Raw genomic sequence first — 26,678 nt, 5'->3', positions numbered from 1 at the left:
TGGCCCCAAAAATCTCGTGCGTGTATGATACCCGAGCTCAACCCATTTAGCTAAATCCGTGGTGTCCGGGACTATCCATGCAGCCGTATCAGCGCGACTTCATCCGTTTTGCCATCGATCGCGGGGTACTGCGTTTCGGTGAATTCACCCTGAAATCGGGGCGTACCAGCCCGTATTTCTTCAATGCCGGCCTGTTCAACACCGGTTCCGCCCTGGCCGAACTGGGCCGTTGCTATGCCGCAGCCATCGTCGACAGCAAGATCCCGTTCGATGTGCTGTTCGGCCCGGCCTACAAGGGTATCCCGCTTGCAGCGACAACTGCCGTGGCCCTTGCCGATCAGCATCAGCTCGATGTGCCATGGTGCTTCAACCGCAAGGAAGCCAAGGACCACGGTGAAGGTGGCAGCCTGGTCGGTGCACCGCTGGCCGGTGACGTACTGATCATCGACGACGTGATCACCGCCGGTACCGCCATTCGTGAGGTCATGCAGATCATCAATGCCCAGCAGGCCAAGGCCGCTGGCGTGCTGATCGCGCTGAACCGCGAAGAGCGTGGCAATGGCGAGCTGTCGGCGATCCAGGAAGTGGAACGCGACTTCGGTATTCCGGTGGTCAGCATCGTTTCGCTGACCCAGGTGCTGGAGTTCCTGGCCGATGACCCGCAGCTGAAGCAGCATCTGCCGGCGGTCGAGGCTTACCGGGCGCAGTACGGTATCTGATTCGGGCCTGGAAATGAAAAAGGCGACCTTCTTGTGAAGGTCGCCTTTTTTTGTGTCGCCTGTTCCGGCCTCTTCGCGGGCATGCCCGCTCCCACAAATACCCCACAGGTTTCATATCTTGTGGGATCTCTGTGGGAGCTGGCTTGCCGGCGATAGGGCCAGTGCAGGCTAACCAACCAATCAGCGCTGCTTGCGGTTGGTAATCAGGGTACCCACGCCGCTGTCGGTGAAGATCTCCAGCAGCACCGCATTCGGCACGCGGCCGTCGATGATGTGGGAGCTATTCACACCGCCCTGCACGGCATCCAGCGCGCACTTGATCTTCGGCAGCATGCCGCCGTAGATGGTGCCGTCGGCGATCAGTTCATTGACCTGCTCGGTGGTCAGGCCGGTCAGTACCTCGCCCTGCTTGTCCATCAGGCCGGCGATGTTGGTCAGCAGCATCAGCTTCTCGGCCTTCAGCGCCTCGGCTACCTTGCCCGCCACCAGGTCGGCGTTGATGTTGTACGACTCACCGTTGGCACCCACGCCGATCGGCGCGATCACCGGGATGAAGTCGCCCTTCACCAGCATGTTCAGCAGGTCGGTGTTCACACTCACCACTTCGCCCACGTGGCCGATGTCGATGATTTCCGGGGTGGTCATCTCGGGCGTCTGGCGGCTGACGGTCAGCTTGCGGGCGCGGATCAGCTCCGCGTCCTTGCCGGTCAGGCCGATGGCGCTGCCGCCGTGGCGGTTGATCAGGTTGACGATGTCCTTGTTGACCTGGCCACCCAGCACCATCTCCACCACGTCCATGGTCGCCGAGTCGGTGACGCGCATGCCGTCGATGAAGTGGCTTTCGATCGACAGGCGCTTGAGCAGGTCGCCGATCTGCGGGCCACCACCGTGGACCACCACCGGGTTGATGCCCACAGCCTTCATCAGCACGATGTCACGGGCGAAGCCGGTCTTGAGCTCCTCGCTCTCCATCGCGTTGCCGCCGTACTTGATCACCAGGGTCTTGCCGACAAAGCGGCGGATGTAAGGCAGTGCTTCGGACAAAACCTCGGCTACATGGGAAGCGGCATCGCGATCGAGGGTCATGCAGGGCTCCTGTAAGGAACAGATAGTCGGTCAGAACGGCAGTTGCAGCTCAGGCTCAACCCGCAGCAACTGGGTACGGAAAACATCCTTGATACGTTGCAATTCGGCGTCGCTGTCAGCCTCGAAGCGCAGCACCAGCACCGGGGTGGTGTTGGAGGCGCGAACCAGGCCCCAGCCGTGGGCGTAGTCCACCCGCACACCGTCGATGGTGGTCAGGTTGGCTTCGCCCCAGTCGGCGTCGCGTTGCAGTGCATCAATGATGCTGAATTTACCCTCGTCGGTCACATCAATATTGATTTCCGGCGTGGAAATATCGTTCGGGAACGCGGCGAACAGGTTTTCGGCACTCTTCCCGGCCTTGCTGAGGATCTCCAGCAGGCGCGCGGCGCTGTAGATGCCGTCGTCGAAACCGTACCAGCGTTCCTTGATGAAGATGTGACCGCTCATCTCGCCGGCCAGCAGCGAGCCGGTCTGCTTCATTTTCTTCTTGATCAGCGAGTGGCCGGTCTTCCACATCAGTGCGCGGCCGCCGTGCTGCTCGATCAGCGGGGTCAGGCGACGGGTGCACTTCACGTCGAAAATGATCTCGGCACCCGGGTTGCGCGACAGTACGTCCTGGGCAAACAGCATCAGCAGGCGATCGGGGTAGACGATGCTGCCGGTGTTGGTCACCACGCCGACGCGGTCGCCGTCACCGTCGAAGGCCAGGCCGATGTCGGCACCGGTTTCCTTGACCTTGGCGATCAGGTCTTCGAGGTTCTCCGGCTTGCCCGGGTCCGGGTGGTGGTTGGGGAAGTTGCCGTCGACTTCGCAGAACAGCGGGATCACTTCGCAGCCCAGGGCTTCGATCAGTTGCGGCGCGACCACGCCGGCGGCACCGTTGCCGCAGTCCACGACCACCTTGAGCTTCCTGGCCAGCTTCACGTCTTCGACGATCTGCTGGAAGTAGCGGTCAAGGATCTCGACCTTTTCCACGCGGCCTTCGGCGCGGGTCAGGTCGTTGGTTTTCAGGCGCGTCAGCAGGGCCTGGATCTGTTCGTTGGCCAGGGTGTCGCCAGCGATGACGATCTTGAAGCCGTTGTAGTCCGACGGGTTGTGGCTGCCGGTCAGCATCACACCGGACTTGCCGGCCAGCACGTTGGCTGCGTAGTACAGCGCCGGGGTGGGTACCAGGCCGACGTCACTGACCTGGCAGCCGGCATCGACCAGGCCCTTGATCAGCTGTTCGACCAGCATCGGGCCGGACAGGCGGCCATCGCGGCCGACCGAAACCTGCGGTTCGCCCTGGGCCAGGCTCTGCGCGCCGATGGCGCGGCCGATCCAGTAGGCGGTTTCGGCGTGAAGGGTCTTGCCGACCACGCCGCGAATGTCATACGCGCGGAAAATGCTGTCTGGCAGTGCGGCGGGTACCAGGTGGGCCATGTCGTTCATCTCTGGAAGCTCCATTAGTCAAAGGCTTTCTGGGCAGGCGCAAACTGAACGCTTGGACGGTGGTTTCGCCAGAGAGTTCGCCATCCTTGGCCTGAACGGTCATTTCTCGGCTCAGTGGCTGCCGGAATGGCCGAAGCCGCCAGCACCGCGCTGGCTTTCATCGAACGCTTCGACGATGTCGAAATGGGCCTGTACCACCGGTACCAGCACCAGCTGGGCAATGCGCTCGCCAACGGCGATGGTGAACGGGGTGTTGCCGCGGTTCCAGCACGACACCATCAACTCGCCCTGGTAGTCCGAGTCGATCAGCCCGACCAGGTTGCCCAGCACGATGCCGTGCTTATGGCCCAGGCCCGAGCGCGGCAGGATCACCGCCGCCAGGCCCGGGTCGCCGATGTAGATCGACAGGCCGGTGGGGATCAGCAGGGTCTGGCCTGGCTCGAGGACGGTGTCTTCCTTGAGCAGGGCGCGCAGGTCCAGGCCGGCGGAGCCGGGGGTGGCGTACTGCGGCAGGGGGAATTCGGTGCCCAGGCGTGGGTCGAGGATCTTGGCTTGAAGAGCGTGCATGTAACTTATTGAACCTGATTGAGCCGTTCGGCGATGAAGGCGACCAGTTGCCGGGCAATCTTGCCCTTGCTGGTCTGCGCGAAGAGGGTCTGGTGCTGCTGGCGGTCGATCACGGTCAAGGCGTTTTCCTCGCTGTTGAAGCCGATGCTGGGGTTGGCCACATCATTGGCGACGATCAGGTCGAGGTTCTTGTCCTTGAGCTTGCGCGTGGCGTAATCGAGCAAGTGTTCGGTCTCGGCGGCGAAACCGACGCTGAACGGGCGGTCGGCGCGGCCAGCGATGGTGGCAAGGATATCGGGATTGCGCACCATCTGCAGCAGCATGCCGTCGCCGGTCGTAGGATCTTTCTTCAATTTTTGCGTGGCAACGACTTCCGGGCGGTAGTCCGCTACCGCCGCAGAAGCGATGAACAGGTCGCACGGCATGGCCGCTTCACAGGCCGCGAGCATGTCCCGCGCGCTGACCACGTCGATACGGCTGACCCGGTCGGGGGTCGGCAGGTGCACCGGGCCAGTGACGAGGGTCACCCGAGCCCCGGCTTCGGCGGCCGCTTCGGCCAAGGCGAAGCCCATCTTGCCGGAGCTATGATTGGTGATGTAGCGCACCGGGTCGATGTTTTCCTGGGTCGGGCCGGCAGTGATCAGCACGTGCTTGCCGGTCAGGGCCTGGCGCTTGAAGCTTTCCGCGGCACACCAGGCCAGGTCGGTGGCTTCGAGCATGCGGCCCAGGCCGACGTCGCCACAGGCCTGGCTGCCGGACGCTGGGCCGAACACCTGGATGCCCCGGCTCTTGAGCAGTTCGAGGTTGGCCTGGGTGGCCGGGTCGCGCCACATGGCCTGGTTCATGGCCGGGGCCACGGCGACAGTGGCATCGGTAGCCAGTACCAAGGTGGTCAGCAGGTCGTCGGCCATGCCTTGGGCCATGCGCGCCATGAGGTCGGCGGTGGCCGGGGCGATCAGCACCAGGTCAGCCCACTTGGCCAGTTCGATGTGGCCCATGGCCGCTTCGGCGGCAGGGTCGAGCAGGTCCATGTGCACCGGGTGGCCTGACAGCGCTTGCAGGGTTAGCGGGGTGATGAACTCTGCACCACCACGGGTCATGACGACGCGCACCTGCGCGCCGTGCTCCAGGAGTCGGCGAATCAGTTCGGCGCTTTTGTAGGCGGCAATGCCGCCACCCACGCCGAGAACGATGCGCTTGCGATACAGCCGCTGCATAGGCTTGCCTTTTTCCAGTGAGAGCGGGCGACGACGTTTGAAAATGCCTGCGGCGGAACGTCGCATGTACGAGGCGAAATAGATTAACACAGGGCCGAAATGGGCCGCAGCAAGGGCAGAGGAGCGGGATGAATATCAGGGAGTGGCCGGCTGAAGAGCGGCCGAGGGAGAAGTTGCTGCAGCGCGGGGCGGCAGCGCTGTCGGATGCCGAACTGCTCGCCGTGCTGTTAGGGTCGGGGGTTGCCGGGCGGAATGTGCTGGACCTTGCGCGGGGGCTGCTGGGGCGTTTTGGTGGGCTCAGGCAGTTTCTCGAGGCCGATCGCGCAGCAGTGCTTCGCGAGCCGGGCATTGGCGCTGTGAAATACGCACAGTTGCAGGTGCTTTTGGAAATTGGCCGGCGTTATCTGGATGAGGACATCGAGCGCGCAGCGGCTCTCGAAAGCCCAGCGGCGGTGCGGCGTTATCTCAAGGCCATGCTGCGCCATGAGATCAGTGAAGTATTCGGTTGCCTGTTTCTGGATACCAAGCACCGGCCGTTGGCGTTCGAGATCCTGTTCAGGGGCACGATAGACCGGGCGAGTGTTTACCCGCGGGAGGTAGTGCGGCGGGCACTGCTGCACAACGCGGCGGCGTTGATCCTGTGCCACAACCATCCTTCAGGCAACAACGAGCCGAGCCAGGATGATGTGCATTTGACCCTGTCGTTGAAGCGGGGGCTGGCGTTGATCGATGTGCGGGTGCTGGATCACATCATCATCGGTGACGGGGAGCCGCTGTCGATGGTCGAGCATGGGTGGATTGTGGCTTAGGCACTTGTGCTGTCTGTCCCGGCCTTTTCGCGGGTAAACCCGCTCCTACAGGAATAGTGCCATGTTGAAAGTTGGCGAGGTCCCTGTGGGAGCGGGCAAGCCCGCGAAGAGGCCGGTGCAGGCTTATTTGTTCACTGATACCTTGCTGAAATCCAACCGCCCGAACGGGCTCACCTGGTACCCCTCGACCCCCTGGCGCAGCAGCGTCGCCGCTGTCGGGTGCGCCAGCGGCACCCACAGCGCCTGCTGCTGGATCAGCGTCTGTGCCTGCTGATAAAGCCGGCTGCGCACACTCTGGTCGTTGGTGGTGCGTCCGGCGCTGATCAGCTGGTCCAGGCGGCTGTCGCAGAAGCGTGCGAAGTTGGTCCCCGACTGCACCGCCGCGCAGGAAAACTGCGGGCTGAGGAAGTTGTCCGGGTCGCCGTTGTCACCCGCCCAACCCATGAACAGCAGGTCATGCTCGCCCGCCTTGGCGCGGCGGATCAGCTCGCCCCACTCGATCACGCGGATCTCGGCCTTGATGCCAATCTTGGCCAGGTCGGCCTGCAGCATCTGCGCACCGAGGCTGGGGTTGGGGTTGAGCAGGCTGCCCGACGGGCGGGTCCAGATCGTGGTGCTGAAGCCCTCGGCCAGGCCGGCCTTGGTCAGCAGGGCCTTGGCTTTCTTCAGGTCCAGCGGGTAGCCGGGCAGGTCCTTGGCGTAGCTCCAGGTATTGGGCGGGTAGGGTCCGTTGGCGGCCACCGCGGAGTCTTCGAATACGGCCTTGAGGTAGGCCTGTTTGTCGAAGGCCAGGTTGATGGCCTGGCGCACTTCCGTCTTGTCCAGCGGAGGGTGCTGGCTGTTGATGGCGACGAAGGCGGTCATGAACGCCGGGGTGGTGGCCACCTTGAGGTTGCCGTCCTTGCCGGCTTCGGCAATGTCCAGCGGCTTGGGCGACAACGCGACCTGGCACTCGCCGCGCTTGAGCTTCTGCAGGCGCACGTTGGCATCGGTGGTGATGGCGAAGATCAGCGGGTCGACCGCCGGCTTGCCGGCGAAGTAGTCAGGGTTGGCGCGATAGCGTACTACGGCGTCCTTCTGGAAGCGCTGGAAGATGAACGGCCCGGTGCCGATCGGCTGGCTGTTGAGCTTCTCCGGCGTGCCGGCCTTGAGCAGTTTGTCCGCGTACTCGGCGGAGTAGATCGATGCGAAGCCCATGCTCAACGTGGCCAGGAACGTGGCGTCCGGGTGGTTGAGGGTGAAGCGCACGGTGTTTGGCGCGGGTGCCTCGATCGCCTTGATCAGGCTGCCTAGTTGCAGCGACTGGGCATGCGGGTAGCCGCCCGGCGCGGTCTTGTGCCAGGCATGGGCGGGGTAGAGCATGCGCTGGAAGCTGAACAGCACATCGTCGGCGTTCAGTGGGCGGCTTGGCTTGAAGTAGGCGGTGGTGTGGAAGTTCACATCATCGCGCAGGGTGAAGTCGTAGATCAGGCCGTCGGCCGATACCGTCCAGCTGGCCGCCAGGCTCGGCACCACCTTGCCTTGCGCCGCGTCGAACTCCACCAGGCGGTTCATCAGCACATCGGCTGTGGCGTTGGTGGTGGTCAGTGAGTTGTACTGCACCACGTCGAAGCCTTCGGGGCTGGCCTCGCTGCAGACGCTCAGCGGGGCGGCCTGGGCAACGCTGGCGGCGATCAGGGCGCCTGCGGCGAACAAGGAGTTGAACAATAAGGAAAGGGCGGCGGCACGCATAGTGGCTCCTTGGCTGTCAGTGGCCCATCTGCCAGTGCAGTCTGGAAAAGGCCTACCCTAGTGTGCTCGTCGGGAAATGACCACACCCTTTTTTACAAAACTGTCGACGAGTGGTCGACGCTTACTGAGGCCCGCCGTTATGCTGGGCGACGCGCTCGGTCCCGGTAGCGGGGCTCCACGAATGTTCACGTCTAATATCACGATATGTTGTTGCGACGGAGTCTTTCTGGTATAAAGCAGCGCTCTTTTCTAGGGGCTCGGCCTGTCGCATCAGCGAATGCGGCCGATAAGACCTCCAGAATCACGGCGCCCAGGCGCCAAAGACTGAGAGATTAAGCGGCCAACCCATGCCGGGTTGGGCATGTGGTTTTAGAGGGCTGAGTCATGTCGAGAGTCTGTCAAGTTACTGGTAAGGGTCCAGTAACCGGGAACAACATTTCCCACGCAAACAACAAAACCCGTCGTCGTTTCCTGCCGAACCTGCAGCACCACCGTTTCTGGGTTGAATCCGAGAAGCGTTTCGTGCGTCTGCGCGTATCTGCCAAAGGCATGCGCGTTATTGACAAGCGTGGTATCGACGTAGTGCTGGCCGAGCTGCGCGCTCGCGGCGAAAAGTTCTAAGGAGAACGTCATGCGTGAATTGATCCGTCTGGTTTCGAGTGCTGGCACTGGCCACTTCTACACCACCGACAAGAACAAGCGCACCACTCCGGACAAAATCGAGATCAAGAAATACGATCCGGTTGTTCGCAAGCACGTGGTGTACAAGGAAGCCAAGATCAAGTAATTGATCGGCGACCTGAAAAAACCCGCCTCCGAAAGGATGCGGGTTTTTTTATGCCTGTTCGGGCCTCAGATCATTTCTGCTCGAACATCACATAGATCTTGCGGCAAGGCTCCAGCACCTCCCAGGTGCCCTTGAAGCCGGCCGGGATGACAAACCGGTCACCGGCGCGAAGGGTCTTGGCTCCGCCGTCCTGGTCACGCAGCACCGAAACGCCCTGGACGATCTCGCAGTACTCATGCTCCGTGTAGTTCACCGTCCACTGCCCGACCTCGCCTTCCCACACGCCCGCGGCAAACTGCCCGCACGGGCTGGAATAATGATTGTAGACCGCCTGGTCTGGCTCGCCCTTGAGGATTTTTTCCGCCGCCGGGCGGTAGCGTTCGGCCTCGGTAATGACCTGCGCGAAGTCGATTATGCTGTCGATACTCATGGTTCGGCTCCTGTTGTTGTTTAATAAAATGCACATGAGTAGGCTTTTGAGCCTTTCGTGTCAAATATATTGATAGTTTACACCGGCTGGTTTAGGGTGTCGGTAGCCAAAATGCCCTCGACGCTGGGGCAGAATTCTGACAACGCCTGTGAGTCCTCAGTGCGGCGTTGCACCTAAACAAGAGGAGGAGTTTCGTATGACCACCCTGACTCGTGCGGACTGGGAACAACGTGCCCAGCAACTGAAGATCGAAGGCCGTGCCTTCATCAACGGCGAATACACCGATGCCGCATCTGGTGAAACCTTCGAGTGCCTGAGCCCGGTCGACGGACGCTTCCTGGCCAAGGTTGCCAGCTGCGATCTGGCCGATGCCAACCGCGCTGTGGAAAACGCCCGTGCCACCTTCAACTCCGGCGTGTGGTCGCAGCTGGCCCCGGCCAAGCGCAAGGCCAAGCTGATCCGCTTCGCCGACCTGCTGCGCAAGAACGTCGAAGAGCTGGCGCTGCTGGAAACCCTGGACATGGGCAAGCCGATCGGCGACTCCTCCAGCATCGACGTACCTGGCGCGGCCAATGCCATCCACTGGACTGCCGAAGCCATCGACAAGGTCTACGACGAAGTCGCCCCGACCCCGCATGACCAGCTCGGCCTGGTCACCCGCGAAGCGGTGGGTGTGGTCGGTGCCATCGTACCGTGGAACTTCCCGCTGCTGATGGCCTGCTGGAAGCTCGGCCCGGCCTTGGCCACCGGTAACTCGGTAGTGCTCAAGCCGTCCGAAAAGTCGCCGCTGACGGCCATTCGCATCGCCCAGCTGGCCATCGAAGCCGGTATCCCGGCTGGCGTGCTGAACGTGCTGCCAGGCTACGGCCACACCGTGGGTAAGGCCCTGGCCCTGCACATGGACGTCGACACCCTGGTATTCACCGGTTCGACCAAGATCGCCAAGCAGCTGATGGTTTACGCGGGCGAATCGAACATGAAGCGCATCTGGCTGGAAGCCGGCGGCAAGAGCCCGAACATCGTCTTCGCTGACGCTCCGGACCTGCAAGCTGCCGCCGAAGCTGCCGCCAGCGCCATCGCCTTCAACCAGGGCGAAGTGTGCACCGCCGGCTCGCGCCTGCTGGTCGAGCGTTCGATCAAGGACAAGTTCCTGCCGATGGTGGTCGAGGCCCTGAAAGGCTGGAAGCCAGGCAACCCGCTGGACCCACAGACCACCGTCGGTGCCCTGGTCGACACCCAGCAGATGAACACCGTGCTGTCGTACATCGAGGCTGGCCACAAGGACGGCGCCAAGCTGCTGGCTGGCGGCAAGCGCACCCTGGAAGAAACCGGTGGCACTTATGTCGAGCCGACCATCTTCGACGGCGTGACCAACGCCATGAAGATCGCCCAGGAAGAAATCTTCGGCCCGGTGCTGTCGGTGATCGCCTTCGATACCGCCGAAGAAGCCGTCGCCATTGCCAACGACACGCCGTATGGCCTGGCCGCTGGCATCTGGACTTCGGACATCTCCAAGGCCCACAAGACCGCCCGCGCCGTGCGCGCTGGCAGCGTCTGGGTCAACCAGTACGACGGCGGCGACATGACCGCGCCGTTCGGTGGCTTCAAGCAGTCGGGCAACGGCCGTGACAAGTCGCTGCATGCGCTGGAGAAGTACACCGAGCTGAAGGCGACCTGGATCAAGTTGTAATCCCGTGGGGCCGCTTCGCGGCCCATTCGCGGCACAAGGCCGCTCCTACAGGGGTATGCGTTTCCCTGTAGGAGCGGCCTTGTGCCGCGAATGGGCTGCAAAGCAGCCCCAAGAACTCAAGAGGTCAAGGATGCGTTGGGGTACCTACTTCGCCGTACTGGCATCGGTGCTAAGCGTCGGGCTGGCACTCGGCGTGAGCATGCCGCTGGTATCCCTGCGCCTGGAGGCCTGGGGCTACGGCAGCTTCGCCATCGGTGTGATGGCCGCGATGCCGGCGCTGGGCGTGCTGGTAGGTGCCAGCCTGGCCAGCCGCCTGGCCGGCTGGGTCGGTGTGCCCTCAGCCATGCGCCTGTGCCTGTGGGGCGGGGCGCTGTCGATTGGCCTGGTCGCACTGCTGCCCAGTTACCCGCTGTGGCTGCTGCTGCGGTTGCTGATCGGTATGTCGCTGACCGTGGTGTTCATACTGGGTGAAAGCTGGATCAATCAGCTGGTAGTCGAGCAATGGCGTGGCCGCCTGGTGGCGCTGTACGGCAGCAGCTATGCCCTAAGCCAGCTGGCCGGGCCGCTGGTGCTGGGCTTTCTTGGCTCGGATGACGACTTCGGCTTCTGGGCCGCTACCGGCCTGCTGCTGGTGGCGCCGCTGATTCTCCTGGGCCGTGGCGGGGCACCCAGCACAGAGGCCTGCAGCGTCACCTTCGGCGACCTGTTCGCCTTCTGCCGGCGCTTGCCGGTGATCGCCTGGGCCATTGCCCTGTTTGCCTCGTTCGAGGCGATGATCCTGACCTTGTTGCCGGTGTATTGCCTGCAACAGGGCTTCAGCACCGAAATCGCCCTTTTCATGGTCAGTACCGTGGTGGTGGGCGACGCGGTGCTGCAGCTGCCCATCGGTGCGCTGGCCGATCATATGTCGCGGCGCGCCCTGTTCACCGGTTGTGCGGTGACCCTGCTGGTGTCCAGCCTGGCGATTCCGTTGCTGCTGCATTCACCGGCGATCTGGCCGCTGTGGGTGCTGTTCGGGGCCAGTGCAGGGGGCTTGTTCACCTTGTCGCTGGTGCTGATTGGTGAGCGCTACCGGGATGATGCGCTGGTGCGGGCCAACGCCCATGTGGCGCAGCTGTGGGGTATTGGCTGCCTGCTCGGGCCGCTGCTGGCCGGGGCCGGCAGCCAGTGGATCAGCGGGCATGCGTTGCCGTTGCTGATGGCTGCGGGGGCTGCGGGGTTGGTGGTGTTGACCCGGCGGCGCGGGGCGTTTGAGCCGGCTTCTGCCTGATGGATTTTGGGGCCGCTTTGCGGCCCATCGCGACGCAAGGCCGCTCCTACAGGAGATACGCGATCCCATGTAGGAGCGGCCTTGCGTCGCGATGGGCTGCAAAGCAGCCCCAAAATCGCCGCTACAACATCTTCTCCAGGCCAACCGCCTTGCTGATCCAGGCATTGAACCGCCGCCAAATCCCGCCCGGCTCGGACGTGAGCATGCGTCGCCTGCCATTTTCCTCGGTCACCCACACCATCTGGTTACCCACCAGCGTCGGCTGGTAGCTCAAGGCCGGGGCCATGCCCTGTACCGCCAGCGCGCGGGTGTACTCGGCCAGCTCCGGGCTGTCCACCAGCACCCCGACCTCGGTATTCCACAACACCGAACGTGGGTCGAAGTTGAACGAGCCGATGAAGGTCTTGCGCCGGTCGAACACGATCGCCTTGCTGTGCAGGCTCGAGTCCGAACTGCCATGGAAGCTCAAGCTGTGCCGGGCGCTGGGGTCACCGGGTTGGCGGCGCAGCTCATACAGTTGTACGCCATGCTCCAGCAGTGCCCGCCGGTATGGTGCATAGCCGCCATGCACTGCCGGCACGTCGGTAGCCTCCAGCGAGTTGGTCAGCAGCTTGACCGAGATACCCGCGTCGGCGCTGTGGGTAAGGTACAGCAGGCCGGACTCGCCTGGCACGAAGTACGCCGATACCAGGATCAGCTCGCGTTGCACCTTGCTCAAGTCAGGAGCCAGTTGCTGGGTCAGCAGTAGTTGCGGGTCCGGTTCGTCATCGGCCAGCACCTTGCTCGGCGCATCCCACAGCGCCTGGGCATGGGCCCAGATCAGTTCGTTGCGCCACACATCCAGGCGCGGCTGCGACTGGTAGGCCATCAAGCGGTCATACAGGGCTTTGCGCTGGGTCCTGGCTTCGGCGAGTGAAATTTCCAGGCGGTGGCGGCTGGCGCGCAGGTCGCTGGCGTCCGGGTCGCGCCAGAGAAAGTCGGTAATCGGCCGGCTCAGGGCGCTGTTCCAGTATTGGTCGAAACTGTGGCCGAGCTGTTCGGCCACCGGGCCGACACCCAGCAAGTCGATGTCGGTGAAGTTGAGGTTGGGTTCGGCATCGAAATACTCATCGCCCAGGTTGCGCCCGCCGACGATGGCCATGCTGTTGTCCACCAGGAACAGTTTGTTGTGCATGCGCCGATGCTGGCGCGACAGGTTGAACAGGCGGCCCACCGCGCGCGTCACGCCGGTGCTGCGGCCCAGGTGTAGCGGGTTGAACACCCGTATCTGGATGTTCGGGTGGGCATCGAGGGTGCCCATGATGACGTCCAAGCCATCGCTGGTGGTGTCGTCGAGCAGGATGCGCACACGCACGCCACGGTCGGCGGCGCGCAGCAGTTCATGAACCAGTGCACGAGTGCTGAGGCCATCGTGGACGATGTAGTACTGCAGGTCGATGCTCGCCTGGGCGTTGCGGATCAGTTCGGCACGGGCGCGGAACGCCTCGTTGCTGTTGGGCAGCAGGCGAAAGCCCGAGCGGCCGTCGTACGGCGCGGCCTGGCGCAGTACCGAGCGGCCGAAGGCCGAGTCGTTGGCGGGTAACGCCTGGCTGGTTTCGCGGGGCGTGCCGACGCTGGCACAGCCGGCAAGACCAAGCAGTAGCACCAGCAGCAGAGGCAGGGCTCGCTGGAGTCTCAAGGGTGGATCGTCCTGTGCAGCAAAGGCTTAAATGGTTGGACCGTGGCGGGCGGCGCAAAGTTACGCGCCGGCGCTTTCTTCTTCCAGTAGACGAAGGGCGGTTTCACCAACCCTGCGCACGGCAGCTTCGATCTGCTGCGTGGGCCGTGCGGCGAAGTTCATGCGCAGGCAGTGGCGGAACTTGCCCGAGGCCGAGAAAATACTGCCCACGGCAACCTGCACGTCCTGCTCCAGTAAAGCCCGGTTCAGGCGCAGCGTATCGAAATGTTCGGGTAATTCCACCCACAGCATGAAGCCACCTTGCGGTCGACTGACCCGGGTGCCCGCCGGGAAGTAGCGGGTCACCCAGTCGCTCATCAGGTCGCGGCCACGCTGGTACTGGCTGCGCATGCGCCGTACGTGGGGCTGGTAGTGCCCGCCGGCGATGAAGTCGGCAATGGCCAACTGTGGCTGGCTGGCCGTGCTTCCGGTGCTGATGTATTTCATGTGCAGCACCCGCTCCAGGTAACGACCGGGTGCCACCCAGCCTATCCGCAGACCGGGGGCGAGGGTCTTGGAGAACGAACTGCAAAGCAGCACGCGGCCGTCGTCGTCAAACGACTTGAGGGTGCGTGGGCGCGGGTAGGTGTAGGCCAGGTCGCCATATACATCATCTTCGAGGATCGCCACGTCGTAGCGCTGTGCCAGGCTCAGCAGGGCCTTCTTGCGGGCCTCGGGCATGATGTAGCCGAGCGGGTTGTTGCAGCTGGGGGTGATCTGGATGAGCTTGATCGGCCACTGCTCCAAGGCCAGCTCCAGCGCCTCCAGGCTGATGCCGGTGACCGGGTCGGTGGGGATCTCCAGGGCTTTCATGCCCAGGCCCTTGAGGGTCTGCATGGCGCCGTGGAAGCTGGGCGAGTCGACCGCGACGATATCGCCCGGCTCGCACACCGCGCGAATGCTGCATGACAGCGCCTCATGGCAGCCGGTGGTTATCACCAGGTCGGCCGGGCCTAGGCGGCAGCCGGAGTCGAGCGTCAGCCGGGCCACCTGTTCGCGCAGGGCCAGGTTGCCGTGGATGTTGTCGTAGTACAGGCCGGGCATGTCCTGCCGCCGGCTCAGCTGGGCGAGGCTGCGCAGCAGTGGCTTGAGGGTGGGGCTGTCGATGTCGGGCATGCCGCGGCCGAGCTGGATCACGCCTTGGCGTGGGGTGCTGCGCACCAGTTCCAGCACCTGCTCCCATTGCGAGATGTCCACCGGGCGCTGGGCCGGGCGGCTGACGGCGGGCAGGGCTGGCAGGTGGCGGTGGTCGTTGACGAAGTAGCCGGACTTGGGCCGGGGCGAGACCATGCCGCTGTCTTCCAGCATGCGGTAGGCCTGCTGCACGGTGCTCAGGCTGACCCCGTGCTCCACACTCAGGGCGCGCACTGACGGCAGGCGCTGGCCGGGGCGGTAGAGGCCCTGTTCGATACGGGCACCGAGCAGTTCGGCGAGGTTCAGGTAAAGGGTCACGGCATACTCCTGCGCTGTAATAGCGTGGCGACCGGTACAGTTGCGCTGAAAATACAGCATTCAGTCGGTCTGCGGCCAATTCTGTATGGGAATAATAAGGCTGTATTGGATCTGTATTGCCGGCGCTGTCGACGCGCATGCTTTCTCCACAGTATCAACTGAACGAGAGGATGCGGTGATGGGTGGCATGAGCGATGTGCGCTTGCAACTGTTGGCCAAGGAACTGGAAGCCGGGCAGCAAGCCAAGGTGTTCAACGCGCCGGAAGGGTTGGGGCGTTGGGGGCTGATGCTGCATCGCTGGCACACCCGCAGGGCGCTGCTGCAGTTGACTGATGACGAGTTGCGCGATATCGGGCTGAGCTGGGAGCAGGCCCGGGCCGAAGGGCGTAAGCCCTTCTGGAAAGACTGACCATACAGATGTTGCGCGGTCGATGTAGGAGCGGCCTTGTGTCGCGATAGGGCCGCAGAGCGGCCCCAGCGATATTTGCGGCGAAGCTGAAAACCTGGGGGCGCTACGCACCCCTTTCGCGACACAAGGCCGCTCCTACAGGGACCGCGCAGCTTTCAGATCAGCTCTTTCAGGCGATGCCACAGCATCCCCAACGCCAGCAGCGGCGAGCGCAGGTGCTTGCCGCCGGGGAAGGTGATGTGCGGCACCTTGGCAAACAGGTCGAACCGCCCGCTTTCCTGGCCGCTGATGGCTTCGCCGAGCAGGCGCGCAGCCAAGTGGGTGGCGTTGAGCCCATGGCCGGAGTAGGCCTGGGCGTAATACACGTTCGGCTGGCTGGCCAGGCGGCCAACCTGTGGCAGGCGGTTGGCGCCGATGCCGATCATGCCACCCCACTGGTAGTCGATGCGCACGTCGGCCAGTTGCGGGAAAACCTTGAGCATCTTTGGCCGCATGTAGGCGGCGATGTCCTTCGGGTCGCGGCCTGAATAGTGGCAGGCACCGCCGAACAACAGGCGCTGGTCGGCGGACAGGCGGTAATAGTCCAGTGCCACGCGCTGGTCACACACCGCCATGTTCTGCGGCAGCAGCGAACGGGCACGTTCCTCGCCCAGCGGCTCGGTGGCGATGATGTAGCTGCCGGCTGGCAGCACCTTGCCGCCCAGTTCGCGGTTGAGGTCGTTGTGGTAGGCGTTGCAGCACAGCACCAGAGTCTTGGCGCGTACCCGGCCTTGGGCGGTGTGTACCTGTACTTCCGGGCCGTAGTCGATGCGTGTGACCTCGGACTGCTCGAACAGCTTCACACCCAGGCGGCTGGCCACGGCAGCCTCACCCAGGGCCAGGTTGAGCGGGTGCAGGTGCCCGGAACCCATGTCGACCAGCCCGCCGACATAACAGTCGGCACCGACCACGCTGTGGATATCGTCCTTGCCGACCAGGCGCAGTTCATGTGCGTAGCCGAGGGTGCGCAGTTCTTCAGCATCCTCCGCAAAGCCCAGCAGTTCGGCGGGTTTGTTGGCCAGGTCGCAGTAGCCCCAAGTCAGGTCGCAGGCGATGGCATGCTTTTCGATCCGCTCGCGGACGATCTGCACGGCTTCCAGGCCCATCAGTTTCAGGCTGCGCACGCCTTCCTCGCCGATGACCGGGAGGAATTGCTCCAGGCCGTGGCCGACGCCACGGATCAGTTGCCCACCATTGCGCCCGCTGGCGCCCCAACCGAGCTTGCGCGCCTCCAGCAGGATGACCGAAAAGCCGCGCTCGGCCAGTTCGATGGCGGTGTTCAGGCCCGAGTAGCCGCCGCCAACGATACACACGTCGGCGCTGTGCTCGCCTTGCAGGAAGGAGTGGTCGGGGTGTGGCGCGCTGCTGGCGGCGTAGTAGGAGGCGGCGTGCTGCGCGCTGTGGATCATTGGGCAGGTCCTGAGGCTGGTGGGCTGAGGGGGAGGAGGATAAGCCGGGGCTTCGGGGAGGGGCAACCGGCCTCATCGCCGGCAAGCCAGCTCCCACAGGGTCCGCGTGGCACTTGAGACCGACGGTGTACCTGTGGGAGCCGGCTTGCCGGCGATTGGCCTTATAATTCAACCTCAGTTCTCAGACTTGTACCCAGCCATGTCCTGCAACCGCCACAAGATCCACTTCCTGCGCGAACTCATCCCTTCCTTCGAGTGCGAGCCCGGCTGCCACGATTGCTGCGGCCCGGTCACCACTTCGGCGGAAGAAATGGCCCGCCTGCCGCGCAAGTCCCAGGCCGAGCAGGACGCCGCCCTGGAGCGCCTGGACTGTGTGCACCTGGGCCCCAACGGCTGCACGGTGTATGAAGAGCGCCCGATGATCTGCCGCCTGTTCGGCACCACCCCGCGCCTGGCCTGCCCGCGTGGCCGTGGCCCTGAACAGATGATCGAGCCCGCTGCCGAGCAGCTGGTCCACCAGTTCATTGCCACCACCCGCCAGGTGCTTGTCTGACTTCAGTCCGGGATCGGCAGGCAAAGGCTCTCTTTCACCTCTTCCATCACGATGTAGCTCTTCGATTCGCGCACGTGCGGCAGCTTCAGCAGGATGTCGCCGAGCAGCTTGCGGTAAGAGGCCATCTCGGAAATACGCGCCTTCACCAGGTAGTCGAAGTCGCCTGAAACCAGGTGGCATTCCAGCACGTGGGGCAGTTTCAGCACCGCGCGGCGGAACTCCTCGAAGGTGTCGCCCGATTTGTAGTCCAGGCTGATTTCCACGAACACCAGCAGGCTGCCCTTGAGGTGCTGCGGGTTCAGGCGGGCGTTGTAGCCCATGATGATGCCCTCGCGCTCCAGGCGGCGGACCCGCTCGGTGCAAGGGGTGGTGGAAAGCCCAACTTTCTCGCCCAGTTCGGTGAAGGAAATACGCCCGTCATTCTGCAGGATACGCAGGATGTTACGGTCGATCTTGTCCAGTTCACGCTTGCTCTGGTGCTGGGTTCTCATAGGGGATGCCCCTCCGTGAAAGGCGATTTTGCCGAGAATTCTCGCCAATAATAGGCTTTTATATAGTGAATTGCACTGCCTTCAAATTCCTATACTGCGCGCATTCATGCCATTTCAATAAAAGTCTGCGGCGCGCCGCGTGCGAGGGATAAAACGATGCGAGTTCTGGTACTTGGTAGCGGTGTGATCGGAACCGCCAGTGCCTACTATCTGGCCCGGCAAGGTTTCGAAGTAACGGTGGTCGATCGCCAGCCGGCGGTGGCCATGGAAACCAGCTTTGCCAACGCCGGCCAGATCTCGCCCGGCTATGCCTCGCCCTGGGCCGCCCCAGGCGTGCCGCTGAAGGCCATCAAATGGCTGCTGGAGCGCCACGCGCCCCTGGCCATCAAGCTCACCGGCGACGTCGACCAGTACCTGTGGATGGCACAGATGCTGCGCAACTGCACCGCCAGCCGTTACGCGGTGAACAAGGAGCGCATGGTGCGCCTGTCCGAGTACAGCCGTGACTGCCTCGACGAACTGCGCGCCGAAACCGGCATCGCCTACGAAAACCGCAGCCTGGGCACCACCCAGCTGTTCCGTACCCAGGCCCAGGTGGATGCCGCGGCCAAGGACATTGCCGTTCTGGAGCAGTCCGGCGTACCTTACGAGCTGCTTGACCGCGACGGCATTGCTCGCGTCGAACCGGCCCTGGCTGGCGTCAAGGACATCCTGGCCGGCGCCCTGCGCCTGCCAAACGACCAGACTGGCGACTGCCAGCTGTTCACCACCAAGCTTGCCGAAATGGCCGTGAAGCTGGGCGTGGAGTTCCGCTTCGGCCAGGACATCCAGCGCCTGGACTTCGCGGGTGACCGCATCAATGGCGTGTGGATCGACGGCAAGCTGGAAACCGCCGACCGCTACGTGCTGGCGCTGGGCAGCTACTCGCCGCAGATGCTCAAGCCGCTGGGCATCAAGGCCCCGGTATACCCGCTGAAGGGCTACTCGCTGACCGTGCCGATCACCAACGCCGACATGGCCCCGACCTCGACCATTCTCGACGAGACCTACAAGGTCGCCATTACCCGTTTCGACAACCGTATCCGCGTCGGCGGCATGGCTGAGATCGCCGGTTTTGACCTGTCGTTGAACCCGCGTCGGCGCGAAACGCTGGAGATGATCGTCAACGACCTTTATCCTCGCGGCGGTGATCTGAGCCAGACCAGCTTCTGGACCGGCCTGCGCCCGGCGACCCCGGACGGCACGCCGATCGTTGGTGCCACGGCGTTCCGCAACCTGTTCCTGAACACCGGTCACGGTACTTTGGGCTGGACCATGGCGTGCGGTTCCGGTCGCCTGCTGGCCGACCTGATTGCGCGCAAGAAGCCGCAGATCAGTGCCGAAGGCCTGGACATTTCCCGTTATGGCAACAGCCCGGAAGTGGCCAAGCACGGGCAGACTGCGCCGGCTCACCAGCAGTAAGTTCGCCTGTACCGGCCTCTTCGCGGGCTCGCCCGCTCCCACAGGAAAACCACAGATATTGAAAACTGTGCAGTACCTGTGGGAGCGGGCGAGCCCGCGAAGAACCCAACACCGTTTTCAACCTGTGAACCACCATAAGGCAGCCGCCATGCGTCCCGCCCGCGCCCTGATCGACCTCCAGGCCCTGCGCCACAACTACCGTCTGGCCCGTGAACTGACCGGTGCCAAAGCCCTCGCCGTGATCAAGGCCGACGCCTACGGCCACGGCGCCGTGCGCTGTGCCCTGGCCCTGGAGGCCGAAGCCGACGGCTTTGCCGTGGCCTGCATCGAAGAAGCGCTGGAACTGCGCGCCGCCGGTATCAAGGCCCCGGTGCTGCTGCTGGAAGGTTTCTTCGAAGCCAGCGAACTGGCCCTGATCGCCGAGCACGACCTATGGTGCGTTGTGCACTCGCTGTGGCAACTGGAAGCGATCGAAAAGACCCAGCTGCACAAGCCGCTCAGCGTCTGGCTCAAGCTCGACAGCGGCATGCACCGCGTCGGCCTGCACCCCAAGGACTACCACGAGGCCTACCAGCGCCTGCTGGCCAGCGGCAAGGTCGCGCGCATCGTGCTGATGAGCCACTTCGCTCGCGCCGACGAACTGGATGCCGACGCTACCGCCCAACAGATCGCCGTGTTCGAGGCCGCCCGCCAGGGCCTGGCCGCCGAGTGCAGCCTGCGCAACTCCCCCGGTGTGCTGGGCTGGCCGCAGGCCCCCAGCGACTGGGTGCGCCCGGGCCTGATGCTGTACGGTGCCACACCGTTCGAAGTGGCCCAGGCCGAGGCCGAGCGCCTGCAACCGGTGATGACCCTGCAATCGCGGGTGATCAGCGTGCGCGAACTGCCTGCCGGCGAGCCGGTGGGCTATGGCGCCAAGTTCGTCAGCCCACGGCCAACCCGCGTTGGTGTGGTTGCCATGGGCTATGCCGATGGCTACCCGCGCCAGGCGCCCAACGGTACCCCAGTGCTGGTCGCCGGCAAGCGCACCCAACTGATCGGCCGGGTGTCGATGGACATGCTCAGCATCGACCTGACCGACGTGCCGGAAGCCACCGTCGGCAGCCCGGTCGAACTATGGGGCAAGCATGTGCTGGCCAGTGAGGTGGCTGCGCACGCGGGTACCATTCCGTACCAGATTTTCTGCAACCTGAAGCGAGTACCGCGGGACTACATCGGCGAATGACACGCTGAAGCGGACAGGTTGAAGGGCGGAGTGTTGTAAATACTGAACGGCATTGCCATGATATCGTTCACATCCACCCCCCTTTCCACCGTTTCAGGAGGCTCCAGCTTTGGACGTCGGCGAACGACTGCAAGCCATCCGCAAGCTCAAGGGCCTGTCCCAGCGTGAACTCGCCAAGCGTGCCGGCGTGACCAACAGCACCATCTCGATGATCGAGAAGAACAGCGTGAGCCCGTCGATCAGCTCGCTGCGCAAGGTGCTGAGCGGCATTCCCATGTCCATGGTCGAGTTCTTTTCGGTCGAACTGGAACCTGAAAGCCCCACGCAGATCGTCTACAAGGCCCATGAGCTGATCGATATCTCCGACGGTGCGGTGACCATGAAGCTGGTCGGCAAGTCGCACCCCAACCGTGCCATCGCCTTTCTCACCGAGGTGTACCCACCGGGTGCCGACACGGGCGCCGAAATGCTTACCCATGACGGTGAAGAAACCGGCATCCTGCTCGAAGGCCGCCTGGAGCTGGTGGTCGGCAACGAGATCTTCATCCTTGAAGAGGGCGACAGCTACTACTTCGAAAGCACCCGCCCGCACCGCTTTCGCAACCCGTTCGACCGGCCGGCGCGGCTGATCAGTGCGGCGACGCCTTCAAACTTTTGATCCAGCGCAGTGCATTGATTCGGCAATACCCCTTTCCCGTGTGGGGTCGTTTCACGGCCTCTGGGTTCCCGCTATACTTTTCAACGCTCGCCGATCCGTGGCCGCGAGCGTGATTAGCCACCATGAGGGTGTTCGCGTGAACCAAATCAAGAAGATGCTGGCCGTACCAGCAGCCGTATTCGCCCTCTGGGCAATGAGCGCAACCGCTGCGACCAATGATGACATCGCCAAGCGCCTGGAGCCGGTTGGCCAGGTGTGCGTCCAGGGCCAGGAGTGCAAGGGCATGGAAGTGGCCGCCGCCGCAGGTGGCGGTGGTGCCAAGACGCCGGACGAGATCATCGCCAAGCACTGCAATGCCTGCCATGGCTCCGGCCTGCTCGGCGCACCGAAAATTGGCGATACCGCGGCGTGGAAGGAACGCGCCGACCACCAGGGCGGCCTGGACGGCATCCTGGCCAAGGCCATTACCGGCATCAACGCCATGCCACCGAAAGGCACCTGCGCAGACTGCTCGGATGACGACCTGAAAGGGGCGATCAAGAAGATGTCCGGGCTGTGAGAAACAGCTGAATTGCATGAAGCCCGCCGTTGATGGCGGGCTTTGTTTTTGTGGCGCCTTTACCGGCCCTTTCGCGGCTAAAGCCGCTCCCACAGGTACAGTGCAGGCTTCAAGGATTGTGGGGTCCCTATGGGAACTCACAGGTGCAGCACAGGACTCAAGGGCAGTGAGGTCTCTGTAGGAGCGGCTTTAGCCGCGAAAGGGCCGGCACAGGCAACCAACCCACCAAAGCCCATGTCCAACCCCTGAACCCATGGATGTCTCAGGAGGCCCCGATGCACCTCTGCTCCATCGACCAGGCCGTCGAGCAAGTCCTGTCGCGCCTGCCAGCCCATATCCACATGGGCCTGCCGCTGGGCCTGGGCAAGCCCAATGCCTTCGTCAATGCGCTTTACGCCCGCATCCGCGAGCTGCCCGAACGGCAGCTGACCATCTACACGGCCCTGTCCCTCGGCCGCCCGCCACTGGGGGATGGCCTGCAGCGGCGCTTTCTCGAGCCCTTCGTCGAGCGCGTCTTCGCCGACTATGAAGAACTTACCTACCTCGCCGACCTGCGCAATGACAGCCTGCCGCCGAACATCCAGGTTGAACAATTCTTCATGCAGCCCGGCAGCCTGTTGCACAGCGATTCGGCCCAGCAAAGCTACATCAGCAGCAACTACAGCCACGCAGCACGTGACATCAACGCCAAGGGCCTGAACCTGATCGCGCAGCTGGTGGCCGCCACGCCCGAGAGGCCGGTGCACCTGAGCCTGGCTTGCAACCCCGACATCACCCTCGACCTGCTGCCGATGATCGCCACGCGCCGCGCTGCCGGCGAGACCATCCTCATGCTCGGCCAGGTGCATGCCGAGCTGCCTTACATGCCGGGTGACGCCGAGCTACCCATCGACACGTTCGACCTGCTGATCGATACAGCCGAGCAACGCCGCCTGTTCTCCACGCCGAACATGCCGGTCAACACCCAGGACCACTGCATCGGCCTGCACGCCAGCAGCCTGGTTCGCGACGGCGGCACGCTACAGATCGGCATTGGTGCCATGGGCGATGCGGTAGCTGCCGCATTGCTGGCGCGTCAGGGTGACAACGCCGGTTATCGTGCCGTGCTCGACGCGCTGGGTGCTGGCTCGTGGCAAGCGCTGATCGAACGGGAAGGGGGCCTGAATACCTTCGCCCAAGGCCTGTACGGCTGCAGCGAGATGTTCGTCAACGGCTTGCTGGCGCTGGCCGAAGCGGGCCTGTTGCGGCGCCCGGCGGACGAGCAGGTGGCGGCAGTGCTGCATGGCGGTTTCTTCCTCGGCCCCCAGGCGTTCTACCAGCGCTTGCGCGACATGCCGCTGGAACAGCGCGCACGGTTTGCCATGACTCGTATCAGCTTCATCAACGAGCTGTACGGGCAGGAGGAACTCAAGCGCCGGCAACGCCGCGATGCGCGCTTCATCAACAGCGTATTCGGCATGACCCTGCTTGGCGCTGGGGTGGCTGACCAGCTGGAGGATGGCCGAGTACTCAGTGGCGTGGGCGGGCAGTACAACTTCGTCGCCCAGGGCCATGCGCTGGAGGGCGGGCGTTCGATCCTGCTGCTGCGCAGCTGGCGTGAGGCGGGCGGGGAGGTGACCTCGAACCTGTTCTGGAACTATGGCCATTGCACCATCCCCCGACACCTGCGCGATATCGTGGTGACCGAGTACGGCATTGCCGACCTGCGTGGGCAGACCGACAGCGAGGTGATTGCGCGGTTGCTGGCGGTATGTGATTCGCGGTTCCAGCAGGGGCTGATCGAGCAGGCAAAGGATGCCGGCAAGCTGGCCAAGGATTTTCAACTGGAGGCGTGCTTTACCGACAATACGCCGCAGCGGCTGGAGGCGATCAGGGCGCGGCATTCGCGGTTGTTCCCGGAGTATCCGCTGGGTACGGACTTTACGGCTGAAGAGCGGGATTTGCTGCGGGCGCTGAACTGGTTGAAGAGCAAGTTCAAGCTGAGCGAGGTGCTGGAGCTGGGCAAGGCAGCGCTGGATGCGCCGGGGCCGGAGGGCTATGCGAGGCATCTTGTGCGGATGCAGCTGGATCAGCCGCAGGGGCTGAAGGAAGAGCTTTACCAGCGGTTGCTGCTGGCGGGGTTGGCGGCTGCCAGATAGAGAGGATTGAGGCCATTCGCGGGCACGCCCGCTCCCACAGGTACACCACAGCATTCAAAACCTGTGGTTTACCTGTGGGAGCGGGCGTGCCCGCGAAGCAGGCGCCGCGATTACTCGATGAAGGTAACCACACCACCTTCCAGCGACTTCACCCGGGCCAGCGACTCGACGCGATAGCCCTGGCTGTCCAGCTCGGCACGGCCGCCCTGGAACGACTTCTCGATCACGATACCCAGGCCGGCCACGGTGGCGCCGGCCTGCTTGATGATCGAGATCAGGGCCTGCGACGCCTTGCCGTTGGCCAGGAAGTCGTCGATCACCAGCACGCGGTCGCTGCTGTTGAGGTGACGCGGCGAGATGGCCACGGTGTTCTCGGTCTGCTTGGTGAAGGAATACACCGAGGCGGTCAGCAGGTTCTCGGTCAGGGTCAGCGACTGGTGCTTGCGGGCGAAGATCACCGGCACGCCCAGCTTCAGGCCAGTCATCACCGCCGGGGCAATGCCCGAGGCTTCGATGGTGACGATCTTGGTCACGCCCGCGTCGGCGAACAGGCGGGCGAACTCGTCACCGATCAGCTGCATCAGCGCAGGGTCGATCTGGTGGTTGAGAAACGCATCGACTTTGAGAACCTGATCGGAAAGCACGATGCCTTCTTCGCGAATCTTCTGATGCAGTGCTTCCACTGTGGTATTCCTCGATGTAACAAAGGTCGCCGCAAATAGCGGCAAAGTTAAAGAGTAATGGTTGATCAGCGTTTGAGCATTGCCCGGATATCGGCCAAGGCATTGTTGCCCCGTGCGGCCTTTACCTCGACCGGCGCATCGTCAAGGCCCTCCCAGGCCAGGTCGTCCGGTGGCAGTTCGTCGAGGAACCGGCTGGGCGTGCAGTCGATGATTTCACCGTACTGCTTGCGCTTGGCGGCGAAGGTGAAGGCCAGGGTCTGGCGCGCGCGGGTGATGCCCACGTAGGCCAGGCGTCGTTCCTCTTCGATGGTGTCGGCCTCGATGCTGGAGCGGTGCGGGAGGATTTCCTCTTCCATGCCCATGATGAACACGTATGGGAATTCCAGGCCCTTGGAGGCATGCAGAGTCATCATCTGCACACCTTCGGCGTTCTCTTCCTCTTCCTGCTGGCGCTCGAGCATGTCGCGCAGCACCAGCTTGCCGATGGCGTCCTCGATGGTCATGTCACCCTCTTCGTCCTTCTCGAGGGTGTTCTTCAGCGCTTCGACCAGGAACCAGACGTTGCTGATGCGGAACTCGGCAGCCTTGTCGCTGGCGGTCTGCTGGCGGATCCAGTTCTCGTAGTCGATATCGCGGATCATCTCGTGCAGCGCGGCAATCGGGTCTTCCAGGGCAACCTTGTGGCGCACCCCGTCCAGCCAATGCTTGAAGCGCTGCAAACGCTCGGTGTAGCGGGCGTCCAGATGCTCGCCCAGGCCAAGCTCCTCGCTGGCGGCGTACATCGAAATACCGCGCTCGGTGGCGTAGTTGCCGAGTTTTTCCAGGGTGGTGGAGCCGATTTCGCGGCGGGGTACGTTGATCACCCGCAGGTAGGCGTTGTCATCGTCCGGGTTCACCAGCAGACGCAGGTAGGCCATCAGGTCCTTGACCTCCTGGCGGCCGAAGAAGCTGTTGCCGCCCGACAGGCGATATGGCACCTGGTGGTGCTGCAGCTTCAGTTCGATCAGCTTGGCCTGGTAGTTGCCGCGGTAGAGGATGGCAAAGTCGCTGTACGGACGGTTGGTGCGCAGGTGCAGGGTGAGGATTTCCATAGCCACGCGTTCGGCCTCGGCTTCCTCGTTCTTGCAGCGGATGACGCGGATCTCGTCGCCCACGCCCATCTCGCTCCACAGCTGCTTCTCGAACGCGTGCGGGTTGTTGGCAATCAGCACGTTGGCGCAGCGCAGGATGCGGCTGGTGGAGCGGTAGTTCTGCTCCAGCATCACCACCTTCAGGGAGGGGTAGTCCTCCTTGAGCAGCATCAGGTTTTCCGGCCGGGCGCCACGCCAGGCGTAGATCGACTGGTCGTCGTCGCCTACCACGGTGAACTGGTTGCGCATGCCGATCAGCATCTTCACCAGCAGGTACTGGCTGGCGTTGGTGTCCTGGTATTCGTCCACCAGCAGGTAGCGCACGCGGTTCTGCCAGCGCTCCAGCACATCGGGGTGCTCCTGGAACAGCTTGACCGGCAGCAGGATCAGGTCGTCGAAGTCCACCGCGTTGAACGCCTTGAGCGTGCGCTGGTAGTGGGTGTAGACGATGGCGGCAGTCTGCTCGCGCGGGTTGCGCGCCTTCTCCAGGGCCTCGGCGGGCAGGATCAGGTCGTTCTTCCAGGCACCGATCATGTTCTTGATCTCGTCGATGCCGTCGTCGCCGGAGTATTCCTTCTGCATGATGTCCGACAGCAACGCCTTGATGTCGGACTCGTCGAAGATCGAGAAACCCGGCTTGTAGCCCAGGCGCTCGTGCTCCCTGCGGATGATGTTCAGGCCCAGGTTGTGGAATGTGCACACAGTCAGGCCGCGGCCTTCCCCCGGGCGCAGCAGGGTGGCGACCCGTTCCTTCATCTCGCGCGCGGCCTTGTTGGTGAAGGTCATCGCCACGATGTACTGGGCACGGATGCCGCAGTTCTGGATGAGGTGGGCAATCTTGCGCGTGATCACGCTGGTCTTGCCCGAGCCTGCACCGGCGAGCACCAAAAGAGGGCCGCCGACATAGTCACGGGCTTCCTGCTGCCGGGGATTGAGTCGGGACATGCTAGAAACCGGGGGTCGCCAGAAAATAGCCGCGCATTCTAACAGGCATGGGGCGTTTGTGGCGCGACCGTCTGA

The 26,678-nt window shown here is 63.4% G+C and carries 24 protein-coding genes and 1 pseudogene; 13 read left to right on the top strand and 12 right to left on the bottom strand.

Annotated elements, in window-relative coordinates; genetic code table 11:
* Positions 1-77: 77 nt before the first annotated feature.
* Positions 78-719, top strand: coding sequence for an orotate phosphoribosyltransferase (gene pyrE, locus GEV38_RS26760; protein WP_003253405.1), 642 nt, complete (start codon positions 78-80; stop codon positions 717-719).
* Between the two features lie 180 nt (positions 720-899).
* Here the strand turns inward: pyrE and argB are convergent, their stop codons facing one another.
* From argB to coaBC, 4 genes and pseudogenes are all read right to left on the bottom strand, one after another.
* Positions 900-1,805: an acetylglutamate kinase gene (gene argB / locus GEV38_RS26755; protein ID WP_003258198.1), complete on the bottom strand. Its 906-nt coding sequence runs from the start codon at positions 1,803-1,805 to the stop codon at positions 900-902.
* A gap of 30 nt (positions 1,806-1,835) precedes the next feature.
* Positions 1,836-3,203: pseudogene (locus GEV38_RS26750) on the bottom strand (phosphomannomutase/phosphoglucomutase); the annotation flags it as partial.
* 144 nt (positions 3,204-3,347) lie between these two features.
* A complete protein-coding gene (gene dut / locus GEV38_RS26745; RefSeq protein WP_015272329.1) occupies positions 3,348-3,803 on the bottom strand; it encodes a dUTP diphosphatase in 456 nt (151 codons plus the stop codon).
* Between the two features lie 5 nt (positions 3,804-3,808).
* Positions 3,809-5,020 (bottom strand): bifunctional phosphopantothenoylcysteine decarboxylase/phosphopantothenate--cysteine ligase CoaBC, encoded by a 1,212-nt coding sequence (gene coaBC / locus GEV38_RS26740; RefSeq protein WP_003253409.1) that lies wholly within the window; start codon positions 5,018-5,020, stop codon positions 3,809-3,811.
* Between the two features lie 128 nt (positions 5,021-5,148).
* On the opposite strand from coaBC, the gene radC reads away from it, so the two are divergent.
* Positions 5,149-5,829, top strand: a complete 681-nt coding sequence (gene radC, locus GEV38_RS26735) for a DNA repair protein RadC (RefSeq protein WP_054572025.1) — start codon at positions 5,149-5,151, stop codon at positions 5,827-5,829.
* Between the two features lie 123 nt (positions 5,830-5,952).
* On the opposite strand, the gene GEV38_RS26730 is transcribed toward radC, so the two are convergent.
* On the bottom strand, positions 5,953-7,560 hold the full coding sequence (locus tag GEV38_RS26730) for an ABC transporter substrate-binding protein (RefSeq protein WP_015272327.1): 1,608 nt from the start codon (positions 7,558-7,560) through the stop codon (positions 5,953-5,955).
* A gap of 384 nt (positions 7,561-7,944) precedes the next feature.
* Between GEV38_RS26730 and rpmB the strand changes: the two genes are divergently transcribed.
* Together rpmB and rpmG are read left to right on the top strand one after the other, a co-directional pair.
* The gene (gene rpmB, locus GEV38_RS26725; RefSeq protein ID WP_003258972.1) at positions 7,945-8,181 is read left to right on the top strand and encodes a 50S ribosomal protein L28; all 237 of its coding nucleotides are present in this window, start codon (positions 7,945-7,947) and stop codon (positions 8,179-8,181) included.
* A 10-nt stretch (positions 8,182-8,191) separates the two neighbouring features.
* Positions 8,192-8,347 (top strand): 50S ribosomal protein L33, encoded by a 156-nt coding sequence (gene rpmG, locus GEV38_RS26720; protein ID WP_003253507.1) that lies wholly within the window; start codon positions 8,192-8,194, stop codon positions 8,345-8,347.
* 70 nt (positions 8,348-8,417) lie between these two features.
* On the opposite strand, the gene GEV38_RS26715 is transcribed toward rpmG, so the two are convergent.
* Positions 8,418-8,777 (bottom strand): cupin domain-containing protein, encoded by a 360-nt coding sequence (locus GEV38_RS26715; protein ID WP_003258971.1) that lies wholly within the window; start codon positions 8,775-8,777, stop codon positions 8,418-8,420.
* Between the two features lie 196 nt (positions 8,778-8,973).
* Here GEV38_RS26715 and GEV38_RS26710 point away from each other — a divergent pair, with 196 nt between their 5' ends.
* Entirely contained in the window at positions 8,974-10,467 is a 1,494-nt protein-coding gene (locus GEV38_RS26710; protein ID WP_013974786.1) for an aldehyde dehydrogenase, read from the top strand.
* A 130-nt stretch (positions 10,468-10,597) separates the two neighbouring features.
* Positions 10,598-11,737, top strand: a complete 1,140-nt coding sequence (locus tag GEV38_RS26705; RefSeq protein WP_015272326.1) for an MFS transporter — start codon at positions 10,598-10,600, stop codon at positions 11,735-11,737.
* A 121-nt stretch (positions 11,738-11,858) separates the two neighbouring features.
* On the opposite strand, the gene GEV38_RS26700 is transcribed toward GEV38_RS26705, so the two are convergent.
* A complete protein-coding gene (locus GEV38_RS26700; RefSeq protein ID WP_015272325.1) occupies positions 11,859-13,415 on the bottom strand; it encodes a phospholipase D family protein in 1,557 nt (518 codons plus the stop codon).
* A 60-nt stretch (positions 13,416-13,475) separates the two neighbouring features.
* Entirely contained in the window at positions 13,476-14,906 is a 1,431-nt protein-coding gene (locus GEV38_RS26695; protein ID WP_162491226.1) for a PLP-dependent aminotransferase family protein, read from the bottom strand.
* Between the two features lie 178 nt (positions 14,907-15,084).
* Here GEV38_RS26695 and GEV38_RS26690 point away from each other — a divergent pair, with 178 nt between their 5' ends.
* On the top strand, positions 15,085-15,315 hold the full coding sequence (locus tag GEV38_RS26690; protein WP_015272324.1) for a DUF1127 domain-containing protein: 231 nt from the start codon (positions 15,085-15,087) through the stop codon (positions 15,313-15,315).
* Positions 15,316-15,470: 155 nt separating this feature from the next.
* Here GEV38_RS26690 and GEV38_RS26685 read toward each other — a convergent pair whose 3' ends face one another.
* The gene (locus tag GEV38_RS26685; RefSeq protein ID WP_015272323.1) at positions 15,471-16,763 is read right to left on the bottom strand and encodes an FAD-binding oxidoreductase; all 1,293 of its coding nucleotides are present in this window, start codon (positions 16,761-16,763) and stop codon (positions 15,471-15,473) included.
* A gap of 199 nt (positions 16,764-16,962) precedes the next feature.
* On the opposite strand from GEV38_RS26685, the gene GEV38_RS26680 reads away from it, so the two are divergent.
* Entirely contained in the window at positions 16,963-17,316 is a 354-nt protein-coding gene (locus GEV38_RS26680) for a YkgJ family cysteine cluster protein (RefSeq protein ID WP_013974780.1), read from the top strand.
* Positions 17,317-17,318: 2 nt separating this feature from the next.
* On the opposite strand, the gene dadR is transcribed toward GEV38_RS26680, so the two are convergent.
* On the bottom strand, positions 17,319-17,807 hold the full coding sequence (gene dadR, locus GEV38_RS26675; RefSeq protein WP_003258963.1) for a transcriptional regulator DadR: 489 nt from the start codon (positions 17,805-17,807) through the stop codon (positions 17,319-17,321).
* A gap of 156 nt (positions 17,808-17,963) precedes the next feature.
* Here dadR and dadA point away from each other — a divergent pair, with 156 nt between their 5' ends.
* The 5 genes from dadA (at position 17,964) to GEV38_RS26650 (ending at position 23,845) form a co-directional block, all read left to right on the top strand.
* Positions 17,964-19,268 carry a D-amino acid dehydrogenase gene (gene dadA / locus GEV38_RS26670; protein WP_054572022.1) on the top strand — a complete coding sequence of 435 codons (1,305 nt, stop codon included), beginning with the start codon at positions 17,964-17,966 and terminating at the stop codon, positions 19,266-19,268.
* 148 nt (positions 19,269-19,416) lie between these two features.
* Complete coding sequence (gene alr, locus GEV38_RS26665; RefSeq protein WP_015272322.1) at positions 19,417-20,490, top strand: alanine racemase; 1,074 nt, start codon at positions 19,417-19,419, stop codon at positions 20,488-20,490.
* A gap of 109 nt (positions 20,491-20,599) precedes the next feature.
* Complete coding sequence (locus GEV38_RS26660) at positions 20,600-21,148, top strand: cupin domain-containing protein (RefSeq protein ID WP_013974777.1); 549 nt, start codon at positions 20,600-20,602, stop codon at positions 21,146-21,148.
* A gap of 154 nt (positions 21,149-21,302) precedes the next feature.
* The gene (locus GEV38_RS26655) at positions 21,303-21,707 is read left to right on the top strand and encodes a cytochrome c5 family protein (protein WP_038408395.1); all 405 of its coding nucleotides are present in this window, start codon (positions 21,303-21,305) and stop codon (positions 21,705-21,707) included.
* 275 nt (positions 21,708-21,982) lie between these two features.
* Complete coding sequence (locus GEV38_RS26650; protein WP_054572021.1) at positions 21,983-23,845, top strand: acetyl-CoA hydrolase/transferase C-terminal domain-containing protein; 1,863 nt, start codon at positions 21,983-21,985, stop codon at positions 23,843-23,845.
* A gap of 110 nt (positions 23,846-23,955) precedes the next feature.
* Here the strand turns inward: GEV38_RS26650 and GEV38_RS26645 are convergent, their stop codons facing one another.
* Both GEV38_RS26645 and rep read right to left on the bottom strand, forming a co-directional pair.
* Positions 23,956-24,528 carry a xanthine phosphoribosyltransferase gene (locus GEV38_RS26645; RefSeq protein WP_009683322.1) on the bottom strand — a complete coding sequence of 191 codons (573 nt, stop codon included), beginning with the start codon at positions 24,526-24,528 and terminating at the stop codon, positions 23,956-23,958.
* A 65-nt stretch (positions 24,529-24,593) separates the two neighbouring features.
* The gene (rep, locus tag GEV38_RS26640; protein WP_015272320.1) at positions 24,594-26,603 is read right to left on the bottom strand and encodes a DNA helicase Rep; all 2,010 of its coding nucleotides are present in this window, start codon (positions 26,601-26,603) and stop codon (positions 24,594-24,596) included.
* Positions 26,604-26,678 lie beyond the last annotated feature (75 nt).

The sequence above is a fragment of the Pseudomonas sp. 13159349 genome (genome assembly GCF_013305685.1).
GTDB classification, from domain to species: domain Bacteria; phylum Pseudomonadota; class Gammaproteobacteria; order Pseudomonadales; family Pseudomonadaceae; genus Aquipseudomonas; species Aquipseudomonas asiatica.
This window is presented reverse-complemented; position numbering and strand designations above follow the sequence as displayed.